20 protein-coding genes are annotated in these 21843 nt (G+C 26.6%); 13 read left to right on the plus strand and 7 right to left on the minus strand.

Annotated elements, in window-relative coordinates; all coding sequences use genetic code 11:
• Positions 1-19: 19 nt before the first annotated feature.
• The 3 genes from BUB01_RS07585 to BUB01_RS07595 all read right to left on the minus strand — a co-directional run bounded on the left by BUB01_RS07585 (position 20) and on the right by BUB01_RS07595 (position 5714).
• Entirely contained in the window at positions 20-1180 is a 1161-nt protein-coding gene (locus tag BUB01_RS07585; RefSeq protein WP_072986103.1) for a hypothetical protein, read from the minus strand.
• A gap of 428 nt (positions 1181-1608) precedes the next feature.
• Complete coding sequence (locus BUB01_RS07590; protein ID WP_072986104.1) at positions 1609-2916, minus strand: esterase/lipase family protein; 1308 nt, start codon at positions 2914-2916, stop codon at positions 1609-1611.
• A 206-nt stretch (positions 2917-3122) separates the two neighbouring features.
• Positions 3123-5714: a calcium-translocating P-type ATPase, PMCA-type gene (locus BUB01_RS07595; RefSeq protein WP_072986105.1), complete on the minus strand. Its 2592-nt coding sequence runs from the start codon at positions 5712-5714 to the stop codon at positions 3123-3125.
• 172 nt (positions 5715-5886) lie between these two features.
• Here BUB01_RS07595 and BUB01_RS07600 point away from each other — a divergent pair, with 172 nt between their 5' ends.
• From BUB01_RS07600 to BUB01_RS23810, 4 genes are read left to right on the plus strand one after another with little or no spacing between them, the layout of a single operon-like run.
• Positions 5887-6831, plus strand: coding sequence for an ABC transporter ATP-binding protein (locus tag BUB01_RS07600; protein ID WP_072986106.1), 945 nt, complete (start codon positions 5887-5889; stop codon positions 6829-6831).
• Positions 6832-6843: 12 nt separating this feature from the next.
• Complete coding sequence (locus tag BUB01_RS07605; protein ID WP_072986107.1) at positions 6844-7587, plus strand: ABC transporter permease; 744 nt, start codon at positions 6844-6846, stop codon at positions 7585-7587.
• A 13-nt stretch (positions 7588-7600) separates the two neighbouring features.
• Complete coding sequence (locus BUB01_RS07610) at positions 7601-8560, plus strand: ABC transporter permease (RefSeq protein WP_072986108.1); 960 nt, start codon at positions 7601-7603, stop codon at positions 8558-8560.
• Positions 8561-8610: 50 nt separating this feature from the next.
• Positions 8611-11169 (plus strand): helix-turn-helix transcriptional regulator, encoded by a 2559-nt coding sequence (locus BUB01_RS23810; RefSeq protein WP_072986109.1) that lies wholly within the window; start codon positions 8611-8613, stop codon positions 11167-11169.
• Positions 11170-11347: 178 nt separating this feature from the next.
• On the opposite strand, the gene BUB01_RS07620 is transcribed toward BUB01_RS23810, so the two are convergent.
• Positions 11348-12046: a DUF4097 family beta strand repeat-containing protein gene (locus BUB01_RS07620; RefSeq protein WP_072986110.1), complete on the minus strand. Its 699-nt coding sequence runs from the start codon at positions 12044-12046 to the stop codon at positions 11348-11350.
• Positions 12047-12210: 164 nt separating this feature from the next.
• Between BUB01_RS07620 and BUB01_RS07625 the strand changes: the two genes are divergently transcribed.
• The 4 genes from BUB01_RS07625 to BUB01_RS07640 all read left to right on the plus strand — a co-directional run bounded on the left by BUB01_RS07625 (position 12211) and on the right by BUB01_RS07640 (position 16930).
• On the plus strand, positions 12211-12903 hold the full coding sequence (locus BUB01_RS07625) for a response regulator transcription factor (RefSeq protein ID WP_072986111.1): 693 nt from the start codon (positions 12211-12213) through the stop codon (positions 12901-12903).
• 132 nt (positions 12904-13035) lie between these two features.
• Entirely contained in the window at positions 13036-14358 is a 1323-nt protein-coding gene (locus BUB01_RS07630; protein ID WP_207649983.1) for a HAMP domain-containing sensor histidine kinase, read from the plus strand.
• A 90-nt stretch (positions 14359-14448) separates the two neighbouring features.
• On the plus strand, positions 14449-15330 hold the full coding sequence (locus BUB01_RS07635) for an ABC transporter ATP-binding protein (protein WP_200802857.1): 882 nt from the start codon (positions 14449-14451) through the stop codon (positions 15328-15330).
• Entirely contained in the window at positions 15323-16930 is a 1608-nt protein-coding gene (locus BUB01_RS07640; RefSeq protein WP_072986114.1) for a hypothetical protein, read from the plus strand. Before BUB01_RS07635 ends, BUB01_RS07640 begins: the two co-directional genes overlap by 8 nt.
• 226 nt (positions 16931-17156) lie before the next feature.
• Here the strand turns inward: BUB01_RS07640 and BUB01_RS07645 are convergent, their stop codons facing one another.
• The 3 genes from BUB01_RS07645 to BUB01_RS07655 all read right to left on the minus strand — a co-directional run bounded on the left by BUB01_RS07645 (position 17157) and on the right by BUB01_RS07655 (position 19015).
• Complete coding sequence (locus tag BUB01_RS07645; RefSeq protein WP_072986115.1) at positions 17157-17885, minus strand: hypothetical protein; 729 nt, start codon at positions 17883-17885, stop codon at positions 17157-17159.
• 211 nt (positions 17886-18096) lie between these two features.
• Positions 18097-18537 (minus strand): ImmA/IrrE family metallo-endopeptidase, encoded by a 441-nt coding sequence (locus tag BUB01_RS07650; RefSeq protein ID WP_072986116.1) that lies wholly within the window; start codon positions 18535-18537, stop codon positions 18097-18099.
• A gap of 46 nt (positions 18538-18583) precedes the next feature.
• Positions 18584-19015 carry a helix-turn-helix domain-containing protein gene (locus BUB01_RS07655; protein ID WP_072986117.1) on the minus strand — a complete coding sequence of 144 codons (432 nt, stop codon included), beginning with the start codon at positions 19013-19015 and terminating at the stop codon, positions 18584-18586.
• A gap of 220 nt (positions 19016-19235) precedes the next feature.
• Here BUB01_RS07655 and BUB01_RS07660 point away from each other — a divergent pair, with 220 nt between their 5' ends.
• From BUB01_RS07660 to BUB01_RS07680, 5 genes are all read left to right on the plus strand, one after another.
• Positions 19236-19679, plus strand: a complete 444-nt coding sequence (locus tag BUB01_RS07660; RefSeq protein WP_072986118.1) for a hypothetical protein — start codon at positions 19236-19238, stop codon at positions 19677-19679.
• 230 nt (positions 19680-19909) lie between these two features.
• The gene (locus tag BUB01_RS07665) at positions 19910-20341 is read left to right on the plus strand and encodes a hypothetical protein (protein WP_072986119.1); all 432 of its coding nucleotides are present in this window, start codon (positions 19910-19912) and stop codon (positions 20339-20341) included.
• Position 20342: 1 nt separating this feature from the next.
• Positions 20343-20849: a hypothetical protein gene (locus BUB01_RS07670; protein ID WP_072986120.1), complete on the plus strand. Its 507-nt coding sequence runs from the start codon at positions 20343-20345 to the stop codon at positions 20847-20849.
• A gap of 4 nt (positions 20850-20853) precedes the next feature.
• A complete protein-coding gene (locus BUB01_RS07675) occupies positions 20854-21204 on the plus strand; it encodes a DUF6673 family protein (protein WP_072986121.1) in 351 nt (116 codons plus the stop codon).
• 2 nt (positions 21205-21206) lie between these two features.
• Positions 21207-21800 carry a bacteriophage Gp15 family protein gene (locus BUB01_RS07680; protein ID WP_072986122.1) on the plus strand — a complete coding sequence of 198 codons (594 nt, stop codon included), beginning with the start codon at positions 21207-21209 and terminating at the stop codon, positions 21798-21800.
• The last annotated feature ends 43 nt before the right edge of the window (positions 21801-21843 follow it).

The following is a 21843-nucleotide window of genomic DNA, read 5'->3' on the forward strand; positions in this document are numbered from 1 at the left end:
CCTTTAGTTTTACATATTATTAGAAGATATCTTTTAATAATATTGGTGTTTGGGAGGTAGTTGGAAAGTCAGGTACTTGATTATAATTAATAAATAAACTTGATAAAACAGCATTATAATCTGGGTTTGGAAATGGGTCTACATAGGTTACATGGACTAATTTATCAAAGCTAGTATTTATTCTATCTAATTCGAATCTGTCTACATTACCATAAGAACTGCCAATTATATAATATATATCACTAGGATTAGATTTTTTAGCTGCTCTAATAATGGAGTTTCTAATCTTTTGATAATAAGATATTTCAAATCTTTCAGCTTCTCCATATGGAGGAACCATACCATTATGCTTTGGATAGTCATTAATAAAATCATATTTGATATTAAAATCGCAGACTGTTATTTTTTGTTGAAAGGATAATTCATTGTAAGGTATTTTATATTGTGTGCCTAAAGGAAAGGTTTTTTTATAAGAAAAACTTATAGAGCCATGTGGTTTATAGAAGATTATTTTATTACATCCATTCTCAAAGCAACCAAGTTTAAAAGGTAAATCATTAAGCATTAATAATCTTTCCATAATAATATCATAGTTGTAGGAGTTAAAAATAATTCTATTAAAATTATTATAATTTTGTTTAATATAGTTGATTAATGGAACATCAATACTAGTTAAATCATTATTAGTAATTTGACTATTATAATATATCATTAAATATCTAAGATAACTTGAAAATTCTCCATAAGCAGCAAAATATAAATTGCTTATAATTTCATTATCAGAATATCTTAGTGTAAGACGTGTATTATTATAGTATGACAGGATGTTCATATTATATTGGTTATTATAATAATCTCCGAAATCATTTGTTGATATTATTTCTTCTTTATATTTAGCCAATGCATATACATTACCACAGGTTATTATTTGTGAAATGATTTGGTTAGCTTTAGCTCTGTCCATACCTGGTCTTGCACCAAGTTGCCAAAGTTTTGGACAGTGCTCTTCAGTTAAGAAGGGATCATTTGTCATAGGGAAATTGAAGCTTGCTCCATAATAAAATAAATTAGATAAATCAATATTAAGAGGAGGTTGTCCTATTTGTTTTCGATAATCATTAATTTTATTTACTATACTAATGGAACTACCATTTCCTATTAACAAGTATAGATTTTTCATAGCCTCACCCCATAAATATAACAATATATTTGTATACTGTTAACATATGGTGAATGAATGTAAAATGTGTACAGTTAATATAATAAAGTAATGTACAAAAAGTCAATGACAAGGAAGTTAATTCATGAAAAGGAGTTAAATGAATTAAAAAGATATTATCGTGAAAGTAGCGATAATATCTTTCTAAATTTAATAAGATTTATGTCGTTTAAAATTTTTTAGATAGAAATTATATTTATAAATTTATTAGGTTTATAGATTAAGTGATTAAGAAAATTTAAATAAACTTATTTGTTTATTTAAATTTGGGGCTTTAAAATAACTTTTATACGGTGTATGAGAACTTTAATATAAATAAAGTAAAGAAAATTTTTAATAATTATGATAAAAAAATAAGGTATGATTATTGCAAATCATACCTTATTTTTTTAAGAAGGAAGATTAGTTAACATCTTTGCCCATTCAATAAACTTATTTTGAAGATAACCACGGTAAAGAAGTTCATGTTGACCAACTACTTCAATATGATCTATATTATTTATTTCTCCCATGTAGTTCCAAACACCTTTTTTTGGAGCGACATTAGGATTATAGTTTACGATTACATCTTTTGATCCTTCGTGAGGAGCTATAGCAGATCTAACGCTAACAATACCATCATTTCTCCACCAGCTACTATCAACCTTTACCTTTCCAGGAGTAGAATTTGTGTATCTTCCCATGTATCTTGAACTCTTTAAAAGAAGAGGATTCATATTAATGTTAGGTACTTGATAATTAGTTATTAAATCTTTATGAGTATCTACGCAAGCGATAGAGAAGTAATAAATATCATCTTGAGCTTTTACCCAACTATTTAATTCTTTTGAGCCTTCTTGAGATAAATCCCAAATACTTAGGTCTTTTGTTTCCTTCCAAATGTTACTAGTGAAGACTTTTCTGTAGTAATCTTCGAAAGATTCATTAGGTTGTTTCTTTAATCCCCATTGATCCAATCTAAAATCAAAACAAGGATTAGTAGAATCGATTATACCAGTTTTACTAGCCATAGCAGCGAAAAATCTATGAACTGCAGGCTCAAAACTTTCTTGTTTTGAATCTTCTTGGCTACCATCGTGTGGAGTAGCTATAGTTGTAATGCTATCAATCCAGTGATGGTTTCCTGTAAATAAAGGACTTATATTAGTACCATTAGAATTTATTTCATTAGCATCACCATTTGTTAATAATTGTGCTAAAACTCTAACAGTTTGTCCACCCATACTATGACCTATAAGATGAACTTTATTTATTCCATTAGAATTTGAAGTTCCAAGAGCTGGGTAAACACCAGGATATGTTCTTCCATAACGAGCATGTCCTTCTTTTCTAGAATGAGCTTCACCGTAGTCTACAGTGCCACCTTTTAAATAAGCATATAGTTCACAAGCTCTATCCCAGTTACTAGATATAGAACCAATAGTAGGTGTAAAAACTGTATAACCATTTTGAGCTAAGATATCTTTTAGACTGTTTTCTCCACCCCAATAGTTTATTCCATAAAGTTCATTATTACCCCAGCCAAATAAACCATGAACCATAATTATTGGATAATTGTGGTTTAGTTTTGTGATTTGGTTATTGGAGTCTTGTGCTTTAGGTGTAGCTGTACTAGCGAATGCAGTAAAAGAAGATGATAGGCTTAATACCATAAAACAAAGCAATAATAATAATGGTTTTTTGAGATGTTTTTTCATTATAAAACCTCCAATTTGATAAAAATTTGTACTACCCAGTCAGTATAACATTATTTTTTAAATAAGTATAAAACTGTAAAAAGCCGTTAATGTCAAAAAAAGGTTTTGTACTGAGTAGTACAAATAGAAATCTTTAAGTATCTCAATAATGCTACCTTTTACATAATAATGCCTTAGTAAAATAAATATTGTTGATAACTAAAAATTTAAAATAATTTTTTAGTTATAAGCTTTCTTATCATATCTACAGGTATTATTGTTATGGCGAGCAATAAGATGCTTGTCCATTGATTTAAGGTAAGAGGTACACAGTCAAAAAGATAACCACCATACTTAGTTAAAAGTATTTGAATTATAACTATAATTCCCATTATCTTTATAAATGCAAAGTTTTCATATAATCGGTCAAATAAGTTTAACTTTTCACTTCTAACATTAAAACCATTAAATACAGCAGTTAGAACGAATAAACAAAAGTAACCAGTTAGTTGTTCTTTTTCATTACCAAATGAATACTTAGGAGATTTTAGAAAAATAAAACTAAGTATAGTAATCCAAGTACCTATTGTAAGAATTTGAATTATCATATCTTTTGATATTATACTTTGAGTTCTTGATTTAGGCCTCTCATCCATATATCTTTTAAATGCAGGTTCTGATCCTAGCGCAAGTGCTCCAAGTCCATCCATAATTAAATTTATCCATAAAATTTGCGCAATACCTAGCGGTTGTCCGACTCCTACAAAGGGTCCTATTGAACAAACAGCAACAGCGCATACATCTGTTGATAATTGAAATTTTATAAATTTTAAAATATTATTATATATAGTTCTACCATAGAGTATTGCACTTTTAATAGATTTAAAATTATCATCTAATATAACAATGTCTGAAACCTCTTTTGCTACATCTGTTCCAGAACCCATAGCGAAACCAACATCGGCTCTTTTTAAAGCTGGAGCATCGTTAACACCATCACCAGTCATACCACATACTAGATTTAATTCTTGTGCAAGTTTAACCATTCTTGATTTATCAGTAGGTAAAGCTCTTGCTATAACTCTTAAATTAGGTAATACTTTTTTTACTTCTTTATCACTCATTTTATTTAATTCGTCTGAAGTCAATACAACATCTGTATTTTTTTTGAGTAAACCACAATCTTTACTTATGGCTACAGCTGTTTCTTTTCTATCACCAGTTATCATAACTACTTGAACACCAGCATTCATAACTTCTTTTATAGCTTTTCTTGCTTCTGGTCTTACATCATCTCTTATGCAAACAAAGCCTACAATAATTAAATCATCTGGTAGGGTGTTTTCAATCAATTTATTTTTACTGTATCCAAAAGCTAATACTCTTATTGATTTACTAGCTAATTCGTCTATTTTCTTATTAATTTTATTTTTATTTAAATTAGATATTTCACCTGAGCTTGTAATATATTTATTTGCTTTAGAAAGTAATTTTTCTGGAGCACCTTTATATACTGTAATATCATTAAGCTGTGCGGCAGAATATTTGAAGGCTGAATTAAATTGCTGTACATTTATAATTTTTACATTATTATATTTTTTTAAATCTTTTTTAGGTAGAAATTGAATTAATGCTCTATCAGTTGCATTACCTCCAATTATGTTATTCTTTTCATCAATAATGCAGTCAGTATTTTTTCCTATACAAAGATTAAGTAATTTTTTTATATAATCACTGTCTTTAATGCTATCTTTTATATCACCATCAAAAAATTCAATTACTTCAAGGTGACCTTTAGTTATAGTTCCAGTTTTATCACTAAATAATATGTTTAATGAACCTGCTGTCTCTATGCCTACAGATTTTCTAACTAAGATATTGTTACGTAGCATTTTAGAAGTATTTTTCATAAGCACTAAAGCAATCATTAAAGGTAAACCTTCAGGAACAGCCATAACTACTATAGCTATAGACATCATTAATGCTTCTAAAAATTCTTTTAGTATTATTATATTATCTAAGACTATAAAGTTTTTAACCCCGCCCACAAGGATTATCTTATTTAGTATTAATGCTATTAATATGAATATAGCTCCTATATATCCAAAGGTAGATATTTTATTAGCTAAGTCTTCTAACTTAATTTTTAGTGGACTTTCTACGTTGTCTTCAGCCATATCATTAGCCATAGCGCCCATAGTTGTATTCATACCAGTTTTTAAGGCTCTCATAACGCCGCTACCATTTACTACTATAGTTCCTCTAAAGAGAGAACTTTTATCAACAAAGGTATCTCCTGTTATAGCTATTTCATCATAAGTTTTACCTGTTGCTACTTTTTTACATTCCTCTGTCTCACCATTAAGACATGAGTTGTCTACGCAAATGGAGCCCTGTATCAAAATCCCATCAGCAGGAATTTTATCACCAGACTGAAGGATTATACAATCTGCAACTACTACTTCATCAACATTTATTTCCATAGCTTTACCATCTCTATATACTTTACAAGTTTCTTTTCTTGCTTTTTTCTTAAGTTTTCTATATTCTCTATCCGATGCAACCTCTGTTCTAGCTGATATAAAAGTAACTAATATTACAGATATTATTATTCCAATTATTTCACTGAATTGTCCATAGCCTAAGAGAGCGATAACACTCATTATAACTGCAATCCCTAATAATATTTTAATAATAGGATCATTAAAAGCATCTTTGAATTTTTTCCAAAACGTTTCAGGCGGAGCTTCATAGATTACATTATCTCCAAACTTCTTTCTATTTTCCTTAACATCTTTACTACTTAAGCCCTTAATCATTACATAGTATTCCTCCCATTCTCTTATTGCTGTAAATACAATTAATGCCTTTATAAATAAATATATGTTAAGTTAAAATCTTTATTACAATTTTCTAATCTAACAAATCAACCTTTCGGTTGATTACAGATTTTAGGACTAGAGCGTATTATTTATATCAGAGGTGATGATTATGGAATCAATAATAGAAGTAAAAAATTTAAAAAAATATTATAAGGAAAACAAGGCTGTAAATGGATTAAGTTTTGATCTATATAAAGGAGAAATATTAGGATTTTTAGGACCTAACGGAGCGGGTAAAAGTACTACAATAAGTATTCTTTCAACTATTTTAAAACATGACTCAGGAGACATAAAATTTTTTGGTACTGATATAAAGGAAAACAAAAAGTGGATAAAACAGCAACTTGGTATAGTACCTCAAGAACTTGCTATATTTGAAGAAATATCTGCATATAAAAATGTTGAGTTTTTCACATCTTTATATGGGTTAAAGGGAAAGCAATTAAGAAGCGTAGTTTTAGAAGCTTTAAAAATGGTGGGACTAGAGGAAAAAAGAGATAATAAACCTTCTACTTTTTCAGGAGGAATGAAACGTAGACTTAATATAGCTTGCGCAATAGCTCATAAACCTAAGATTTTAATATTAGATGAGCCAACTGTAGGAATTGATCCTCAATCTAGAAATCATATATTAGAATCAATAAAAAGGTTAAGAGATCAGGGAACAACTATTATATATACAACTCATTATATGGAGGAAGTTCAGGAAATAGCAGACAGAGTAATAATAATGGACAGCGGCATAAAGGTAGCTGAGGGAACAATAGCAGAACTTATGGAAAGTTATAGGAATACAAGAATATATAAGATATCTATAGACACTATTAAGAAAGAAAATTTTAAATGTGATTTTTTATATGAAATAGAAGGAATTCAGAAAGTAGAAGTTGATGATAATTGCTTTAGTATAACTACAATTAAGGAAATAGAAAATTTAGATAAGATAATTTTAGGCTTAATAAATAGAAATATAAAAATAAGCCATATAACAAGTGAAGAAGGAAATTTGGAAATGGTATTTCTAAAATTGACAGGAAAAAAATTAAGGGATTAGAGGTAAGAAAAGATGATTTTATGGAGACTTATTAAACAAGATTTTAGAAATCTTATAACAACCCCAGTCGTTATAATGGCATGTATTTTTTATCCATGGATATTACTTTTAATGTTTGGGTTCATATTTTCTAGTCTTTATGGAGGCAAGGGAGTTAGCTCCTATGATTATTATGGTGTAACTATGATTCTTTATATAATAATTACATCTGTAACTATAACACCTAATACTTTCTTAGAGAAAAAATTAAGACAAGGAAACATTAGAATAGCTTATGCACCAGTTTCAAAAAACTTAATTTATTCTTCTAAAATATTATCATCATATATTTTTATGATAATTACGACTTCTCTAAATATAATAGTTATGAATTACTTTAAGATAGTTAACTTTGGTGGAAGCAATTTTATATATGTACTTTTATTGTTTTGGGTATTTTTATTGTTTACAGTAACCTTTGGGTGCGCAGTTTGTGTGATTTTAAAAACAGAGGAGCTTACTAATATGATTTTATCTAACATAGTGAGTATTTTTGCTTTGCTTTCAGGTATGTTTTTTCCTGTAGATAATTTGGGTAAAGTTGTTAGTAATTTATCAAGTTTATCACCTCTAAAATGGATATTAAATCTAACTTTTGCTGTAATATATGATAATAATTTTCAAAATTATAATGCTATATTATTCACATTAATTTTATTATCGATGATATGTTTAGCTGTTACACATTTTAGTTATAAGCCTGAGGATTATATATAAAGGAGATGAGAAAATGATAAATCTTATAAAAGGACTTTTATATAGAATGATAAATAACAAGACTTTTTTAATAATGCCTCTTATAATAACACCAATAGTTATAGCAGCAGCTATTTATTTCTCGAGTAGTTTTGTTACAAGAGCCAATATAGGAGTAGTAGGTGATTATAATGTTAATTTAAAAAGTGATGAAATCAATATTGTAAAGCTTGAAAAAAAAGTGCCTATTTCAGATTTAGTAAAAAATAAATATGAGGCAGTCATATCTTTTGAAAATGGAAAAGTTCAAATTGATACAATAAAAGGCGAAGATTTTAAAAATAGGATAGAGAAAATATTACAGGGGGAAAGGGTTAATTTTAAAGAAGGAGAGAGAAGAGGAATAGCTTCCAATATAGTTGGATTTATAACTATGTTTGTATTGTTATTAGGAGTAATGTTATATAGATTTTTCTTTGATGACAAGAAAGGTATATCAAAAAGAATTATAAGTGCAAATATATCTTATGAACAATATGTATGTAGTCATTTTGTGTCAGTATTTATTATGATATTTATTCCAACAGCATTAATAACAGTAATAGCAAAGGAATTACTTAATTTAGATACGAGAATAAATGCAGTAGAGTTTATCTTTATAATATTAATATTGTCATTATTATCTTCAGCTTTTGGCTTATTAATGTCTTCAATTGTAAAAGAAATGGAGAGTGCTAGTATGCTAGGAGTTATGATAAATATGCTAACTACATTACTTGCAGGGAGCTTCTTTACTATATCTAATAATAAATTAATAGAGAGTTTAGGTAGTGTTTTTCCTCAAAAGCATATTTTAGATTTTACAGTTTTTTTAGAGAATGGTAAGGGGGTAAGTTATGGTGATTTAGCAAATGTTCTTTTAGTTACCCTTATGATGATAATTTGTTCCTTTCTAATAAATAAATATAAAATGAGAAGATATAATTGTATGTAAAGATATGATAAAATAATAACTAAATGTAATAAGTTTTTAAAGGTGATGTGATGAAAAGTATTCTTTATACAAGATTAATAAGGCCCAAAAGTAAAAAGACAATCAATAGAAATAAGAATATCGAAGACAAGTTAAATACTATTTCAGAAAATAAATTAACAATAGTAGAAGGTGGTGCTGCTGTCGGCAAGAGCACACTTATTTCTAGTTATATAAGTGATAAAAAGAATTATATGTGGCTTTCTTTAGATGAAAATAGTGATGATTTAACTTACTTTTGGACTTATATCTTACATGGATTAAAAAATAATATTGAGGATTTAAATTTTTATATAGATATGATAAATCCATTGGTAAATAGAGAGGATATTTTTGAATTAATATTATCATTAATTAATGAACTTATTAGTGAGGAAGATTTATTTTTAGTATTAGATGACTTTCATTATATAGAAGATAGATTTCTTATTGAAACTATAGAGTATTTTATATCTAATTCATCAGATAATATACATTTTATCTTAATCTCGAGGCATGATGTTAAGATTTACCTAGGAAATATTCTTATGAAGGGTGGAGTAGTAGAGATTGTTGCTGAGGATTTGTATCTTAATCTAGAAGAAACAAAAGAGTTTATAAAAAATACTACTAATAAAGTTATTAATGATGAGCTAATAAAAGAGATATATTTAAATACTGAAGGTTGGATAGGTGCAATTAAACTTTTTATAACAGTATTAGGAACAAATAAATCAATGAAAAATATACCTAAGGGTAATAAATTATTTATTGATTATATGAATAATGAAATAATAAATAGCTTATCTAAAGAAGAAATAGATTTCTTAGTTAAAACTTCGATTTTAACTTATGTAAATCCAGGGATATATAATGATATAGCAAGTGAAGATGGATTTTCAATAATAGAAAAGTTAATAGAAAAAAATATGTTGATTATAATGATAGATGAAGAAAAAAATATATTTAGATACCATAATATTTTAAGACAATATTTATTGGAGCTTTTTGATAAATATGAAGAAGAAATTAAGGAACAAACTATAAATAAGATAACAGCTTCTCTAATTAAAGATAGTAATTTTGATGAAGCAATAAATATTTTTATGAATTGGAAAAAGTATGACAATGCATTAAAACTAATAGAAAGTAATGCACATAATATTGTATCTACAAAAATTTTAAATGAGTTTCCATTAGAATACTATAGTAAAAGCGTAGACTTGGCTTTTATATCTATATTTTTTAATTATTTGAATTTGGATTATGAAAGATGTTCTTTAATAATTAATTCAATAGAAGATAAAATTGATAATAGTAGTATTTTAAGGGGAATTAGATTGTTTAGCATTATATTAAACAACTCATTAATTAATGTTAGTAGTTTTGAATTAAGTAAAGAAGTAGATGTTAATTTAAATATACTTACAAAGACAATTTATTACACTTTAGCTGCATGGATATTAGGATTTTGGGGTGAATGTACTAAAGCTTTAGATGTTATGGAGTTAATAAATGAATCAAATAAAGAGTTAAACAATAGCTATATTGAATTAATTAATAAGTACAATAAAACTTCCCTATTAGAAGAGGTTGGTAAGTTAAAAGAGGCCAAAGAGGTGTATGAAGAGTTAAATGAAAGTATTAAATATAAGAATTATAAATCTTGTTTTACTATTTTTAGAACAGTAGGATTGCCTGGGGTTTATATAAAACAGCTTAAGGATAGGGATGCAGAGGAACTTCTAATAGAGGCACAGGAAGTACTTGATACTTTAAAGGGAAGGGCAGCATTTAGTTCTTTGAAAGTTGGTATTGCGTATAACTTAGCGGAAGTTAAATATATTCAAAATAATATTGATGAATGCGAAAAAATAATAAATAGCATAGATAAAGGAAATAAAAAAGGTTATGCATATATTCAAATATTGGCACTTAAGATTAGATTATTATCATCAGAAAATAGAGTATTAAAAGAAGAATATGATCAATTTATAGATTCTTATGAAAAAATGTATAAGAATTTAAATTGTTCTGGCAATGTAGGAATAACTTATGGAATAGCACTTTTTGAGATAGGTAAATATGAAAAAAGCTTAGAAAAATTTAATAATATTATATTTAAATGTAGAAAGGATGGAATAGGCTATTCACTTATATATTCATTATTATGGAAGTTAATATTATTAGATAAACTTAATAAGTATGATGAGAGAGAATGCATAAACATTTTAAAAGAGGCTATTTTTTATTCTAGAGATGAAGACATACTATTTCCTTATTATCAAAATAGAAAATATTTAAAACATATAATAATAAAGTTTGAATTACAATTATTAGATGACAAGAATAATAAGGATTTTATAAAAAAATTAAAGGGAATCATGGATTTAAAATCTGAAAATAATATTTTAAGTTCTAGAGAATTAGAGGTACTTAAGGCGGTAACGGACGGATTAACAAATAAGGAGATTGGAGAAAAACTATTTATATCTATTTCAACAGTAAAGACTCATATAATAAATATATATTCAAAACTTGGAGTAAAGAATAGGGTAGAAGCAGTAAATGAAGGAAGAAAAATGTTTTGATATTATAGAAGTTTAGATATATATTATTTTATTTTGAATATATATTTAAGTAAAGTCCCACTTGAGGAAGTTGTAAATAATCAACTTAACAAGTGGGACTTTTTAATGCTCCAAAATTTTGTGAAATAAATTTGTTGATTTCTAAAAAAGCTTTCTATTATTAGTTTTGGTATATCACCTAATTATTCATATGAGACTTATTTGGAGACAATGAGATATAGCCATTCTTTGCTGATAAATTAATTTTTTTATCAGATATAGAGTTATCTACATTCATATCAAGCTCATTTTTTATTTTTCCTGTTTTTGAATTATAAGATAGGTAAAACTTATCTTCTTTAGGAACTAATAATTCTATATTTCCTTTTTGGGCTGTAGCATTAATACTCATAGGCATTTTTATAGTAGATATTTTTATATCTCCACTTTCAGAATTACATTCAATATTATTTGAGTGTGCATTTTCTATGTTAATTGGACCGTTTTTGGATTTAACAAATATCTTATTTTTAAAAGTTTTTGGAATATCAATTTTTAAACTCAAGTGGTAGACCCCGATAGTAGAATCTTTTTTATCTGCTATTGAATTACTAATTAATAAGTTTCCATTTTCAATTTTAGATGTTAGCTTTGGTGAATCACTAGGAAATAAGAATTTACTTTCACCAGATAACGAAATTTTTAAGTCCTTTGAATCAGAGGTAGTAATTGAAATAGAAGAAGTTGATTTTATTTCAATTTCATCTATTTTTGATAATTGCTCTGAATAAATAATACTTTGATCAGTTGTATTCTTGGGTTCCAAGACTTTAGAAAAGATAAAAAAGCTCAGTATAAAGACTATAAGTATTGTAAGTGTTATAAATAATTTTTTCATAAGAAAACCTCCTAAATTTAAGTTATAAGTTAATAATAAAACTAAATATTTTATATGGAGTTAATAAAAGCTTAATATAACCTAAAATTTAAAATGATTAAATTGAAATGTTATTATAGTTATGGTAGGTTAAAGTTAATAACTATGTAAGAGGAGATATGTAAATGGAATCAGTTTTAATTGTAGATGATGAAGAAGAGATAGTAGAACTTTTAGATTTTTATATGAAAAACAACGGATACAATACATATAAGGCTTTTAATGGGAAGGAAGCTATTAAAGTTTTTGAAGAAGAATCAATAGATATAATAATATTAGATATAATGATGCCAGAATGTGATGGTAAAGAGGTTTTAAAAAGGGTTAGAGCTAAAAGTGGAGTGCCTATTTTATTTTTATCAGCTAAAGGAGAGGATATTGATAAAATTGATGGATTATTTCTTGGAGCAGATGATTATATAGCAAAACCATTCAATCCCATGGAGATTGTTGCAAGGGTTAAAGCATTACTTAGAAGAAGTGCTGTATTTAATAATAAAGAAGAAAAAAAAGATCATATAATTAATGTAGCAAATTTAAGGTTAGATGAGATGGCGTGTAAGTTGTATAAGGATAATTTAGAGGTAGAGTTAACATCTGTTGAATACAAGCTGATAGCTTTCTTTATAAAAAATCAAAATAGGGTTTTTACTAAAGGACAATTATATGAAAATGTATGGCAAGAATCTTATCTTGGAGATGAAAGAATTATAATGGTTTACATAAGCAAATTAAGAGAGAAAATAGAGATTAATCCAAAGGAACCTAAGTTTATAAAAACGATAAGAGGACTTGGGTATATTTTTGAAGGTAATTAATATATGAAAAAGAGATTTAATTTTATAAAAAGTAAACTTAATATTAAGGGATTTCTTATTATAAATTACCTTGTGATTTTTGCTATCTTGTATATATGTATACAGTTATCATTTGCCTCTTCTAATTTTGTTTTGGGCAATTTTATTTTCAAGAATAAGGTACTTAATTATTCAGGAGGAATAGATTCTATTTATAATAAAGATTTCAGTAAAATAGATATAAGTATTCTAGAGGAAATAGGTGGTTGGATAGAAATTCTAGATGAGAATAAAAAGGTGATATATGTAAAAGGAGAAAAAAGAGATAAAGTAACTCAATATAGTGAAAAAGATTTATTTGAATTAACAGCTTTATTTGTAAGGAAGACAGATTCAAAGGAGCATGATTATATTGGAGAATTATCATTTGTAGAAGGGAAAAATGGAGAGCAATATATTTTAATTATGAAATTTGATAGAAAGAAGATGTCACCTTCAATGACGTATAAGCCTAGTTTAGGTTACAAAAAGGATATTCCTTTTGTATTAAAAACTTATGGAGTAATGGGATTATTTATAGTTTTATATCTATTAATAGGTTTATATATTTATAGTAAGATAAGCTCAAAATTTATAACAACGCCTCTTAAAAATTTTATAGCTGGTATAAAGAAAATTAAAAGATGTGATTATGATGTTAGAACAAATGTGCAAGGACTAAAGGAGATGCAAGAGGTTGAAGCTGAGTTTAATGAAATGGCAATGAAACTTAAAGAAGTTACAGAAGAAAATAAGAGGATAGATGAAAGCAAAAAGAGGCTTTTAGTTGATATTTCACATGATTTAAAAACGCCTATAACTTCTATCCAAGGTTTTTCAAAACTTTTATTAGAAGAAAATATAACTGAGGAGGAAAGAGAAAAGTTTTTAAAAATTATATATAATAAATCAATATATTCTACATTACTTATAGAAGATTTATTTCAAATGTCAAAGCTTGAAGATGCAGAATATAATATAGATTTAAAAGAGGATAACTTTAGTGAGTGGTTAAGGAGGCTTATTATAGAATATTATGAAGAATTTAGAAATAGATCTTTAAACTTAGATATTGATATTACCGAAAAACCAATTATTTTTAGGTTTGATGGAAATCTTATGAGAAGAGCAATTTCAAATATATTAAATAACAGCTTGAAGCATAATAAACCTAATACAACTATAGCAATTTCTTGTTATTTAGAAGAGGAGAATGTAATTTTAAAATTTGGAGATGATGGAGATGCTATAGAATCACCTATAAGAGATAAAATATTTGAGCCATTTGTTAAATCAGAGATGAAAAAATCAGAGGGTAGTGGTCTAGGTCTTGCAATAACTAAGAAAATAATAGAAAAACATGGTGGGAAAATAGAATTGACATCAACTGATAAAGAAAAAAATCTATTTAATATTTGTATTCCTTTAAAATTTTAGGTTTCATTAAGGTTTAATTACACTTCTATTAAAATTAAGGTTTTATCATAAAAGTAGATAAAATATTAATTTATAAATAGGAGGAAAATTATGCTTTCAATAAAAAATGTTTCAAAAAAATATTCAAATGGATTTACAGCACTTTCAGATTTTAATCTTGAGGTAGAAAGTGGTGTAATTGGTCTTTTAGGTGCAAATGGAGCTGGTAAGTCTACACTTATGAAGATGATAGCTACAATATCAAAACCGTCTCAAGGTCATATATATTGGAATGGACAGGATATCCATAAAAATGGAGATGTGTTAAGACAGGATTTAGGCTATTTACCACAGGAATTTGGAGTATTTCCTAATTTAAATGCAGTTGAATTTTTAAATTATATGGCTGCTTTAAAGGGAATGAATATGAGAATTGCTAAAAATAGAATAGAAGAGCTTATAGATTTATTAAATCTTAGTGATGCAGCTAAAAGGAGCATAGGAAGTTATTCTGGTGGAATGAGACAAAGAATAGGTATAGCACAAGCACTTTTAAATGATCCTAAAATTCTTGTAGTTGATGAACCAACCGTTGGATTAGATCCAAATGAAAGAATGAATTTTAGAAATCTTATAAACGGGTTATCTAAAGATAGAATAGTATTATTATCCACACACATAGTTTCAGATGTAGAATCAGCAGCAGAAAAGATTGCACTTATGAACAAAGGTAAGTTAATATGCTTTTGTAAAAATGAAGAACTTTTAACATCACTACAAGGTAATGTATGGGAGTGCTTAGTAGATGAAACTGAGCTTAATAAGATAAAAAATAAATATATAACCGGGAATATTACTAGAAGAAGTGAAGGTATGTTAATAAGAGTGATATCTGAAATTCAACCTTCACAAAATGCTATTATCGTACAACCTACTCTAGAAGATGCGTATATTTATTATACCGCTAGAAAGAGTGGTGAAAGTAATGAATAAGGTATATCAGATATATTATATAGGAATATCTAATTTCCTAGACAGAATAAGAGATAAGAGTACAATTATTATAACTTTATTTATGATGTATATATCATATTTATTTTTTCCAGAAAAAAATGCTAGTATTTACTTTAGTTTAAACGTTAGTAAAGATGGTTTTTTTTATAGAGGTATATATAATTCTACATGGCTTGGTTGGATTAGTACTATGATGTTTATTACTACTATATCTCTTATAGGATTTTATTTTACTAATAATTCTATAAAGAGAGAAAGGAATCTTAAGATAGGTGAAATAACTGCTTCTATGCCTATGAGATCATATGATTATATATTTGGGAAAGCATTTGGTAACTTTTTGTTTCTCTTATTGCAGATGGGGGTTGTAATTTTAATTACTATTATTATGCAATTTGTTAGAGGAGAAAGTTATTCTTTTGAAATATTGAAATTTTTAAGGCCTTTTTTATTGCTAGGTATACCAATTTGTATAATTATATCAGTAATAGCAATAATGTTTGAAAACTTACCTTTTTTATCAGGTACATTAGGTAATGTGGTTTATTTCTTTGTATGGTCCTTTTTATCAGTAGCTTCCATGATGACTGCTAATAAAGGAAGCTTATTTTTTACAGATATTTTTGGAATTAAAGCTATTAGTAAAATAATAGAAGAGCAGTTTAAAAATGCTTTCAACGAGTTACAAGATTTAAAGAACTTTAGTATAGGGAATTCTGGAACTTTACATGGAAATATTAAAACTTTTGTAATAGATAAGGTTGATTTTAATTTTAATATTATTTTAGAAAGGTTTCTTTGGATAGGAGTAGCTATTTTTGTTCTTTGTTTAATATCTATAATCTTTAGAAGAAATTTGCTTATAATAAAAAAGGTTTCTAAAAAGGATAAAAAGGTTAGAGAAGATGAGAGCTATAAACATATAAAAAATAGAACTTTAACACCAATAATCAATAAAAGAAGTCATTCAAATGATTTAAATATAATAAAGGGTGAATTAGAATTATTATTAAAGTCAGCACCGATATGGTGGTATGGAGCAATAGTTTTCCTTTCATTTGTAATACTTTTTTCAAAAGGTGATAGTAATAGTAAAACTTTAATACCTATAATGTGGATACTTCCTTTATTTATATGGTCTAAACTTGGAGCTATGCAAAGAAATTTTAATATGGAAGGATATCTTTTCACATATAAAAATTATAGAATATCACAGCTAATAGATTCTTTTATTGCTGGGTATATATTTACTTTAATAATTAATTTAGGAGTAATAATTAAATTTATTTCTAATAATAATTTTAAAGGTGTTTTATATATTTTAATGGGAGCATTTTTTATAACAGCATTTGGAATCTTCATAGGTAATTCAATTGGAAGTTCAACAGTATTTGAAATAATATATATAATATTATGGTATATAGGAATGCTTAATGGAATGCCGTATTTAGATTTTCTTGGACTTACACAAGATGCTTCAAATATGAATATACCAATAATATTTTCTATATTTGGTGTTGTAGCATTGGGTTTATCATTTTTAGCCAGAAGTAATAGAATTAAAAACTTATATAATTAAGGACTTATATAATTATAAAATATACATGTTGAAATTTAAAAGCTACATTTAGCTTAGTATAATTGTTAAACCATATGCTCCCTTTATAGCAGACAATTAGAGTAATAAAATTGTCATTATAAAGGGAGCATAATATTAGTTACATAGTCTTGTTTTTTTTAAATGTACTTGATAGAGGTTTCGTTTTAAATGAGATTACATCTTTTTTTGTTATTATATGTTTATATTAATTTGAATTAAAAGATTTTAAAACTTTAAATCTAGTATCACATAAATCTACTTGAACTTTCTTATTATTAAAAACATTTTCAGAAAGTTCCTTTGATATTAATGGCATACTGTCGGTAACTTCTTTATTATTAATAGAGTCATCATTTATAATTAGTGAAAAAATATAGACATCTTTTTTCTTATCAATTTTCATATCTGATTCTGAATTAGATGAAAAAACCCCTTGTTCTTTTAGGTAATCCCCTAATTTTTGAGCCTCTGATTTTGTTACATTATTAGTATAGTAAATTTGGCTTTTATCATAAGTAATTGATTTATCAGGAATATATGAAGAATATATGATTGCAACTATAGATAATACCAAAAGCAAAACACTTATGATTATAGGAATAAGATAAGATGCTCTTTTACCACCATTTTGAATATAATTTTCATATAATGATTTTTGATCGTTCATAAAGTAAATACCAGCACCCACATTTATACCAAAATATATGGCTTTAGATATAGTATCAGGTATAGGAAGTAGAACAGCTAAAGCTGTAAGTATTATAAATCCTACAATAGTTAAAGTCAGTGAAATATTCTGTTTTTTATTATTACCAGATCTACCGAAATTTAATGAATACATGATTCCAGCAGGAAGAAGCGAAAAGAAAACACTGAAGATAATAAATGATTTGGGATTCCATAATTTTTTATTTTGCATAATAGTAGAGTTCATTAAAAACCTCCTTGAGATAAAGATTATATTGATATTGTACCATAATTTGTAAAAGGCAAAAAGTTTATTGTAATAATTTTATAATCTTAAATTATTACAATAGACTTTTTGCCTAGTAAATATGGAACTGAGATTTATTTTAAGGTACTCATATTGAAATTTTATGAATTTTAAAAAAATTTATATGAGTAATAATTTGTTTTTAAAGGTTTTAATAGAAAATTTTCAATATTTCACATGGAAGTCCTGTATAGCTGGAAATTTGATTTAAAGAAAAACCATCTAACTCTATAGGATTTAATTCAATATCAAATAATTTAAATGCAAAGTAATTAGCCTGTTTTTCTAGTTTTCCAATATTAGTTAGATTTTTGTTGAATGCTGATTGCAGAGCTTTTGTGTGTAACAATGCATGTCCTAATTCGTGAGCTAAGATAAACTTTTCTATATTAAGATCTAGATCATTTCTAATAAAGACCATTTCCCTGTCCAAAAAATTTCTATTGTAAAATGCTTCATTTCCATGAAGTAAAATATTGCGTGATTCTAATTTAACAATTTGTATATTTAAATAATCATATAAAGTGTATATATCATTAGAGTCATAAGTTTCTTTTAACCCCATAACTATAGTGTCAATCCAAGAATTCATATTATATACCCACCATCCTTAATTCAAAACAGAGAAGTTATAATAATTATTTTTTATATTTATAACTTATTAACTTCATTTGATTTAATAATTCGTTAGCAAAATCTACAAGATCTTCATCACTCATTTTGTTTATATCAAATCCACCATACCCCATAATAGTTGGTTGTTTAAGTATAAATTGCATAGCCTCTTCAGCTGTTTTAAACTCATTTGTTTCATATAAAGCTTTTTCTTTTTTATCTATACTAGCTTCATTAGATTTTGAATCATATAAATCATTATCAGATTTAAAAAATGAATCAGTAGTGACATCTAAAATAGCAGCTATTTTTTCTAATTTTTCTAAGCTTGGATTTTTAGATTTATTATTTTCTAAATCGCTTAAATAGCCTAAAGAAATATCAGTTAATTTAGCTAATTTATTTATACTAAGGCCTTTAGCTTTTCTAATACTTCTTATTTTATCACCTAACATACAAATAGTCCCTCCGAATTTTAAATTTTCTTATAAAATAATAGTAGCATTACAAAAGTTCAGTGTCAACGAATTAATAAGCAAAGAGGGAATATTCGTTAAAAACGAATGATATTTAAAAAAATTAGATATATATGGTTAAAAATAAATGTTGTTCGTTTTAGACGAATGATATATTATTCAGTTATAGCGAATAAAAATAAGTTTAGGGGGAATAACAATGAAAAAAGATTTAATAAAGAAAATAGAAGGAATTTTATACAATTATAAAACTTCATTAGTAGAGATAAATAATTTGAAAATAGATTTGGAAATGATGAAGGAAGAATATAGAGGAATTACTTCAATTAATTATGGAGAAAAATCTTCACCTACTAATAAATTTAATAGTAGTGTTGAGAATGAAGTAATAAAAAGAGAAGAAATGATAGTACAGCTTGAAAATAATATAAGATATAAAGATGCTATGTATAGGAAAGTTACAAACTCTTTTGATATTTTAGATGAAAGGGAATATAGGTTTATTAAGGAATTTTATTTTGAAAAATGTAGCTATATGAGAGTAAGTGAAATTATGAATATGAGTTATAGTTATGTCTACGATTATAAGATGGCTGTTTTAAATAAAATATCTCCGCTAATATTTACATCAAATTTACCATAAATAAACCTGATTTTTTACTGAGACAAACCTCGAACATATGTTCTATAATAATATCATAGAGTTATATCAAAAAACAAAAACAACTTTTTATAGCTCTAAAAAATCTTATATAAGTTCTTATGTAAGAATGAATTATTAGGATTAACAACCCGGGAGTTAAAACTATTAATTCAAAAGTAATTATGGAAGCTTCCAAGGAAAAAATTAAATTTTATAGGAGGTAAAAATAAATGACCTTATTAGAAGGTGTAAGAACATTTATAAAAACTTGCCCCTATTTATCAGATTCAAGTAAAGATGTAAATGTAAATTATCTTTCAGAAAATATAGATTCATACTCAATAGAAGAAGTTGAAAGTATTCCTATAATAAAAAAATATATTGATGGAAGTGCTATTAAACAATATGTTTTTGATTTAACGAGTAGGGAGAGTTATGGAGATAATGTAGCTATTAATTTGAAAGTTAGTGAGTTTTACGAAAAATTTGCAAGCTGGTTAGAAGAGCAAAGTTCACTTAAGAAATTGCCTTATATAGGTGATACAAAAGAAGCTAGAAAGTTTGAAGTTATTTCAAGCAATTATATAGCTGATAAAAATGCTGATAAAGCACAATACAAAATAAGAATTAGATTAATTTATTTAGAAAATGGAGGAATGTAATATGTCAAAAAATATTAAAAGAAGAAATGGGATTGCAAACTATCTAAATGTGGGAACAGGTAATGAAGAGTATGTATTAATGGGGGCTGGATTTACAGAATTAAAAGAAGTGCCAGCATCACAAGTAAGTTCAAAGAAGTATATAACAGATAAGAGTGCTACAAAGAGAATAATAGGTTATGATTGGACTACTTCATTTAATACAGATCAAATAAGAGATGAAAAAGCTGTTGAATTCATATGTAATGTAGGAGAAAAGCAATTAGTTGGTGAAGGTTGTGAGACAGATTATGTAATAGTAGATCTTGATAAAAAATCTACAATTGCTAACGAATATAAAGCAAGAAAATTTAGAGTTGCTATAGAAGTAGCAGAATTCCCTACTAGTGATGAAGGAGATTTAACAGCAACAGGTAACCTACATGCAGTAGGGGATTTAGTATCAGGTACATTTAATACTGTAACTAAAAAATTCACACCAGAAACTTCAGAAGTGAAGGGAGTTTAATAATATGCTTATTAATAGTGTTGAATTAGAGGATTTAGATATATTTGATGCTGATGTTGCTGAAAAATGTGAAAAAGTATTTTCAAAGGTTGCAGAAGAATCTAATAAAATAGAAAGCTCAGAGGGTAATGCATCACAAATAATAAGAAAAGAATGTGCACTTATATTTGAATGTTTCAATGAGCTTTTTGGTAAAGGGACTGATAAAAAGGTATTTGGAGATAAGACTAATATCCTAGTTTGTATGAAAGCTTTTGAAGAGCTTATTGAAAAAGTTAGCGAGCAAAAGAAAGAATTGGATAAAGTTACATTAAAATACTCACCAAATAGAGCTAAACGTAGGGGCAAGGCATAATAATGAATATTCTTATTGATTTATTACCTAGGCAAGTAAATATAGATGGAATTGATTATGATATTAATTCAGATTTTCGTACTTCTATATTGTTTGAAATGATGGTTCAAGATAATGATATTGGAAATAAGGAGAAAATAGTACAAGCTTTAGAACTATATTATCCAGTTATTCCTGAAAACTTACAAGAAGCAATAGAGAAAATAATCTGGTTTTACGGATGTGGGAAAGAAGTAGAAAAAGGAAAAGGTGGAGAAGGAAGTAACAAAGCAAAACAAATATATTCTTTTGAATATGATGATGATTATATTTATGCAGCTTTTTTAAATCAATATGGGATCGATCTTCAAGAAATTGAGGATTTACATTGGTGGAAGTTTAAGGCTATGTTTAAAGCTCTAAAGGAAGATAATGAAATAGTTAAGATAATGGGCTATAGGGCTATGACAATACCAATGGATATGCCTAAAGATCAAAAAGATTTTTATAGAAAAATGAAAAAACTTCATGAGATACCAAGGTCAAAAAGTGAAAGAGAAAAAATTAATGCTATAGAAGAGGCCCTAATGGGTAATGGTATTTTACATGATATATAGAATTTTATATTTAGCAGAAAGCATCTATATTTGTAGGTGCTTT

The sequence above is a fragment of the Clostridium cavendishii DSM 21758 genome (assembly GCF_900141845.1).
GTDB classification, from domain to species: Bacteria; Bacillota; Clostridia; order Clostridiales; family Clostridiaceae; genus Clostridium_AG; species Clostridium_AG cavendishii.

Excerpts from the sequence above, each read along its gene's own strand:
- BUB01_RS07585 (WP_072986103.1), bottom strand. The coding sequence starts at position 1,180 with ATGAAAAATCTATACTTGTTAATAGGAAATGGTAGTTCCATTAGTATA.
- BUB01_RS07590 (WP_072986104.1), bottom strand. The coding sequence starts at position 2,916 with ATGAAAAAACATCTCAAAAAACCATTATTATTATTGCTTTGTTTTATG.
- BUB01_RS07595 (WP_072986105.1), bottom strand. The coding sequence starts at position 5,714 with ATGATTAAGGGCTTAAGTAGTAAAGATGTTAAGGAAAATAGAAAGAAG.
- BUB01_RS07600 (WP_072986106.1), top strand. The coding sequence starts at position 5,887 with ATGGAATCAATAATAGAAGTAAAAAATTTAAAAAAATATTATAAGGAA.
- BUB01_RS07605 (WP_072986107.1), top strand. The coding sequence starts at position 6,844 with ATGATTTTATGGAGACTTATTAAACAAGATTTTAGAAATCTTATAACA.
- BUB01_RS07610 (WP_072986108.1), top strand. The coding sequence starts at position 7,601 with ATGATAAATCTTATAAAAGGACTTTTATATAGAATGATAAATAACAAG.
- BUB01_RS23810 (WP_072986109.1), top strand. The coding sequence starts at position 8,611 with ATGAAAAGTATTCTTTATACAAGATTAATAAGGCCCAAAAGTAAAAAG.
- BUB01_RS07620 (WP_072986110.1), bottom strand. The coding sequence starts at position 12,046 with ATGAAAAAATTATTTATAACACTTACAATACTTATAGTCTTTATACTG.
- BUB01_RS07625 (WP_072986111.1), top strand. The coding sequence starts at position 12,211 with ATGGAATCAGTTTTAATTGTAGATGATGAAGAAGAGATAGTAGAACTT.
- BUB01_RS07635 (WP_200802857.1), top strand. The coding sequence starts at position 14,449 with ATGCTTTCAATAAAAAATGTTTCAAAAAAATATTCAAATGGATTTACA.
- BUB01_RS07640 (WP_072986114.1), top strand. The coding sequence starts at position 15,323 with ATGAATAAGGTATATCAGATATATTATATAGGAATATCTAATTTCCTA.
- BUB01_RS07645 (WP_072986115.1), bottom strand. The coding sequence starts at position 17,885 with ATGAACTCTACTATTATGCAAAATAAAAAATTATGGAATCCCAAATCA.
- BUB01_RS07650 (WP_072986116.1), bottom strand. The coding sequence starts at position 18,537 with ATGAATTCTTGGATTGACACTATAGTTATGGGGTTAAAAGAAACTTAT.
- BUB01_RS07655 (WP_072986117.1), bottom strand. The coding sequence starts at position 19,015 with ATGTTAGGTGATAAAATAAGAAGTATTAGAAAAGCTAAAGGCCTTAGT.
- BUB01_RS07660 (WP_072986118.1), top strand. The coding sequence starts at position 19,236 with ATGAAAAAAGATTTAATAAAGAAAATAGAAGGAATTTTATACAATTAT.
- BUB01_RS07665 (WP_072986119.1), top strand. The coding sequence starts at position 19,910 with ATGACCTTATTAGAAGGTGTAAGAACATTTATAAAAACTTGCCCCTAT.
- BUB01_RS07670 (WP_072986120.1), top strand. The coding sequence starts at position 20,343 with ATGTCAAAAAATATTAAAAGAAGAAATGGGATTGCAAACTATCTAAAT.
- BUB01_RS07675 (WP_072986121.1), top strand. The coding sequence starts at position 20,854 with ATGCTTATTAATAGTGTTGAATTAGAGGATTTAGATATATTTGATGCT.
- BUB01_RS07680 (WP_072986122.1), top strand. The coding sequence starts at position 21,207 with ATGAATATTCTTATTGATTTATTACCTAGGCAAGTAAATATAGATGGA.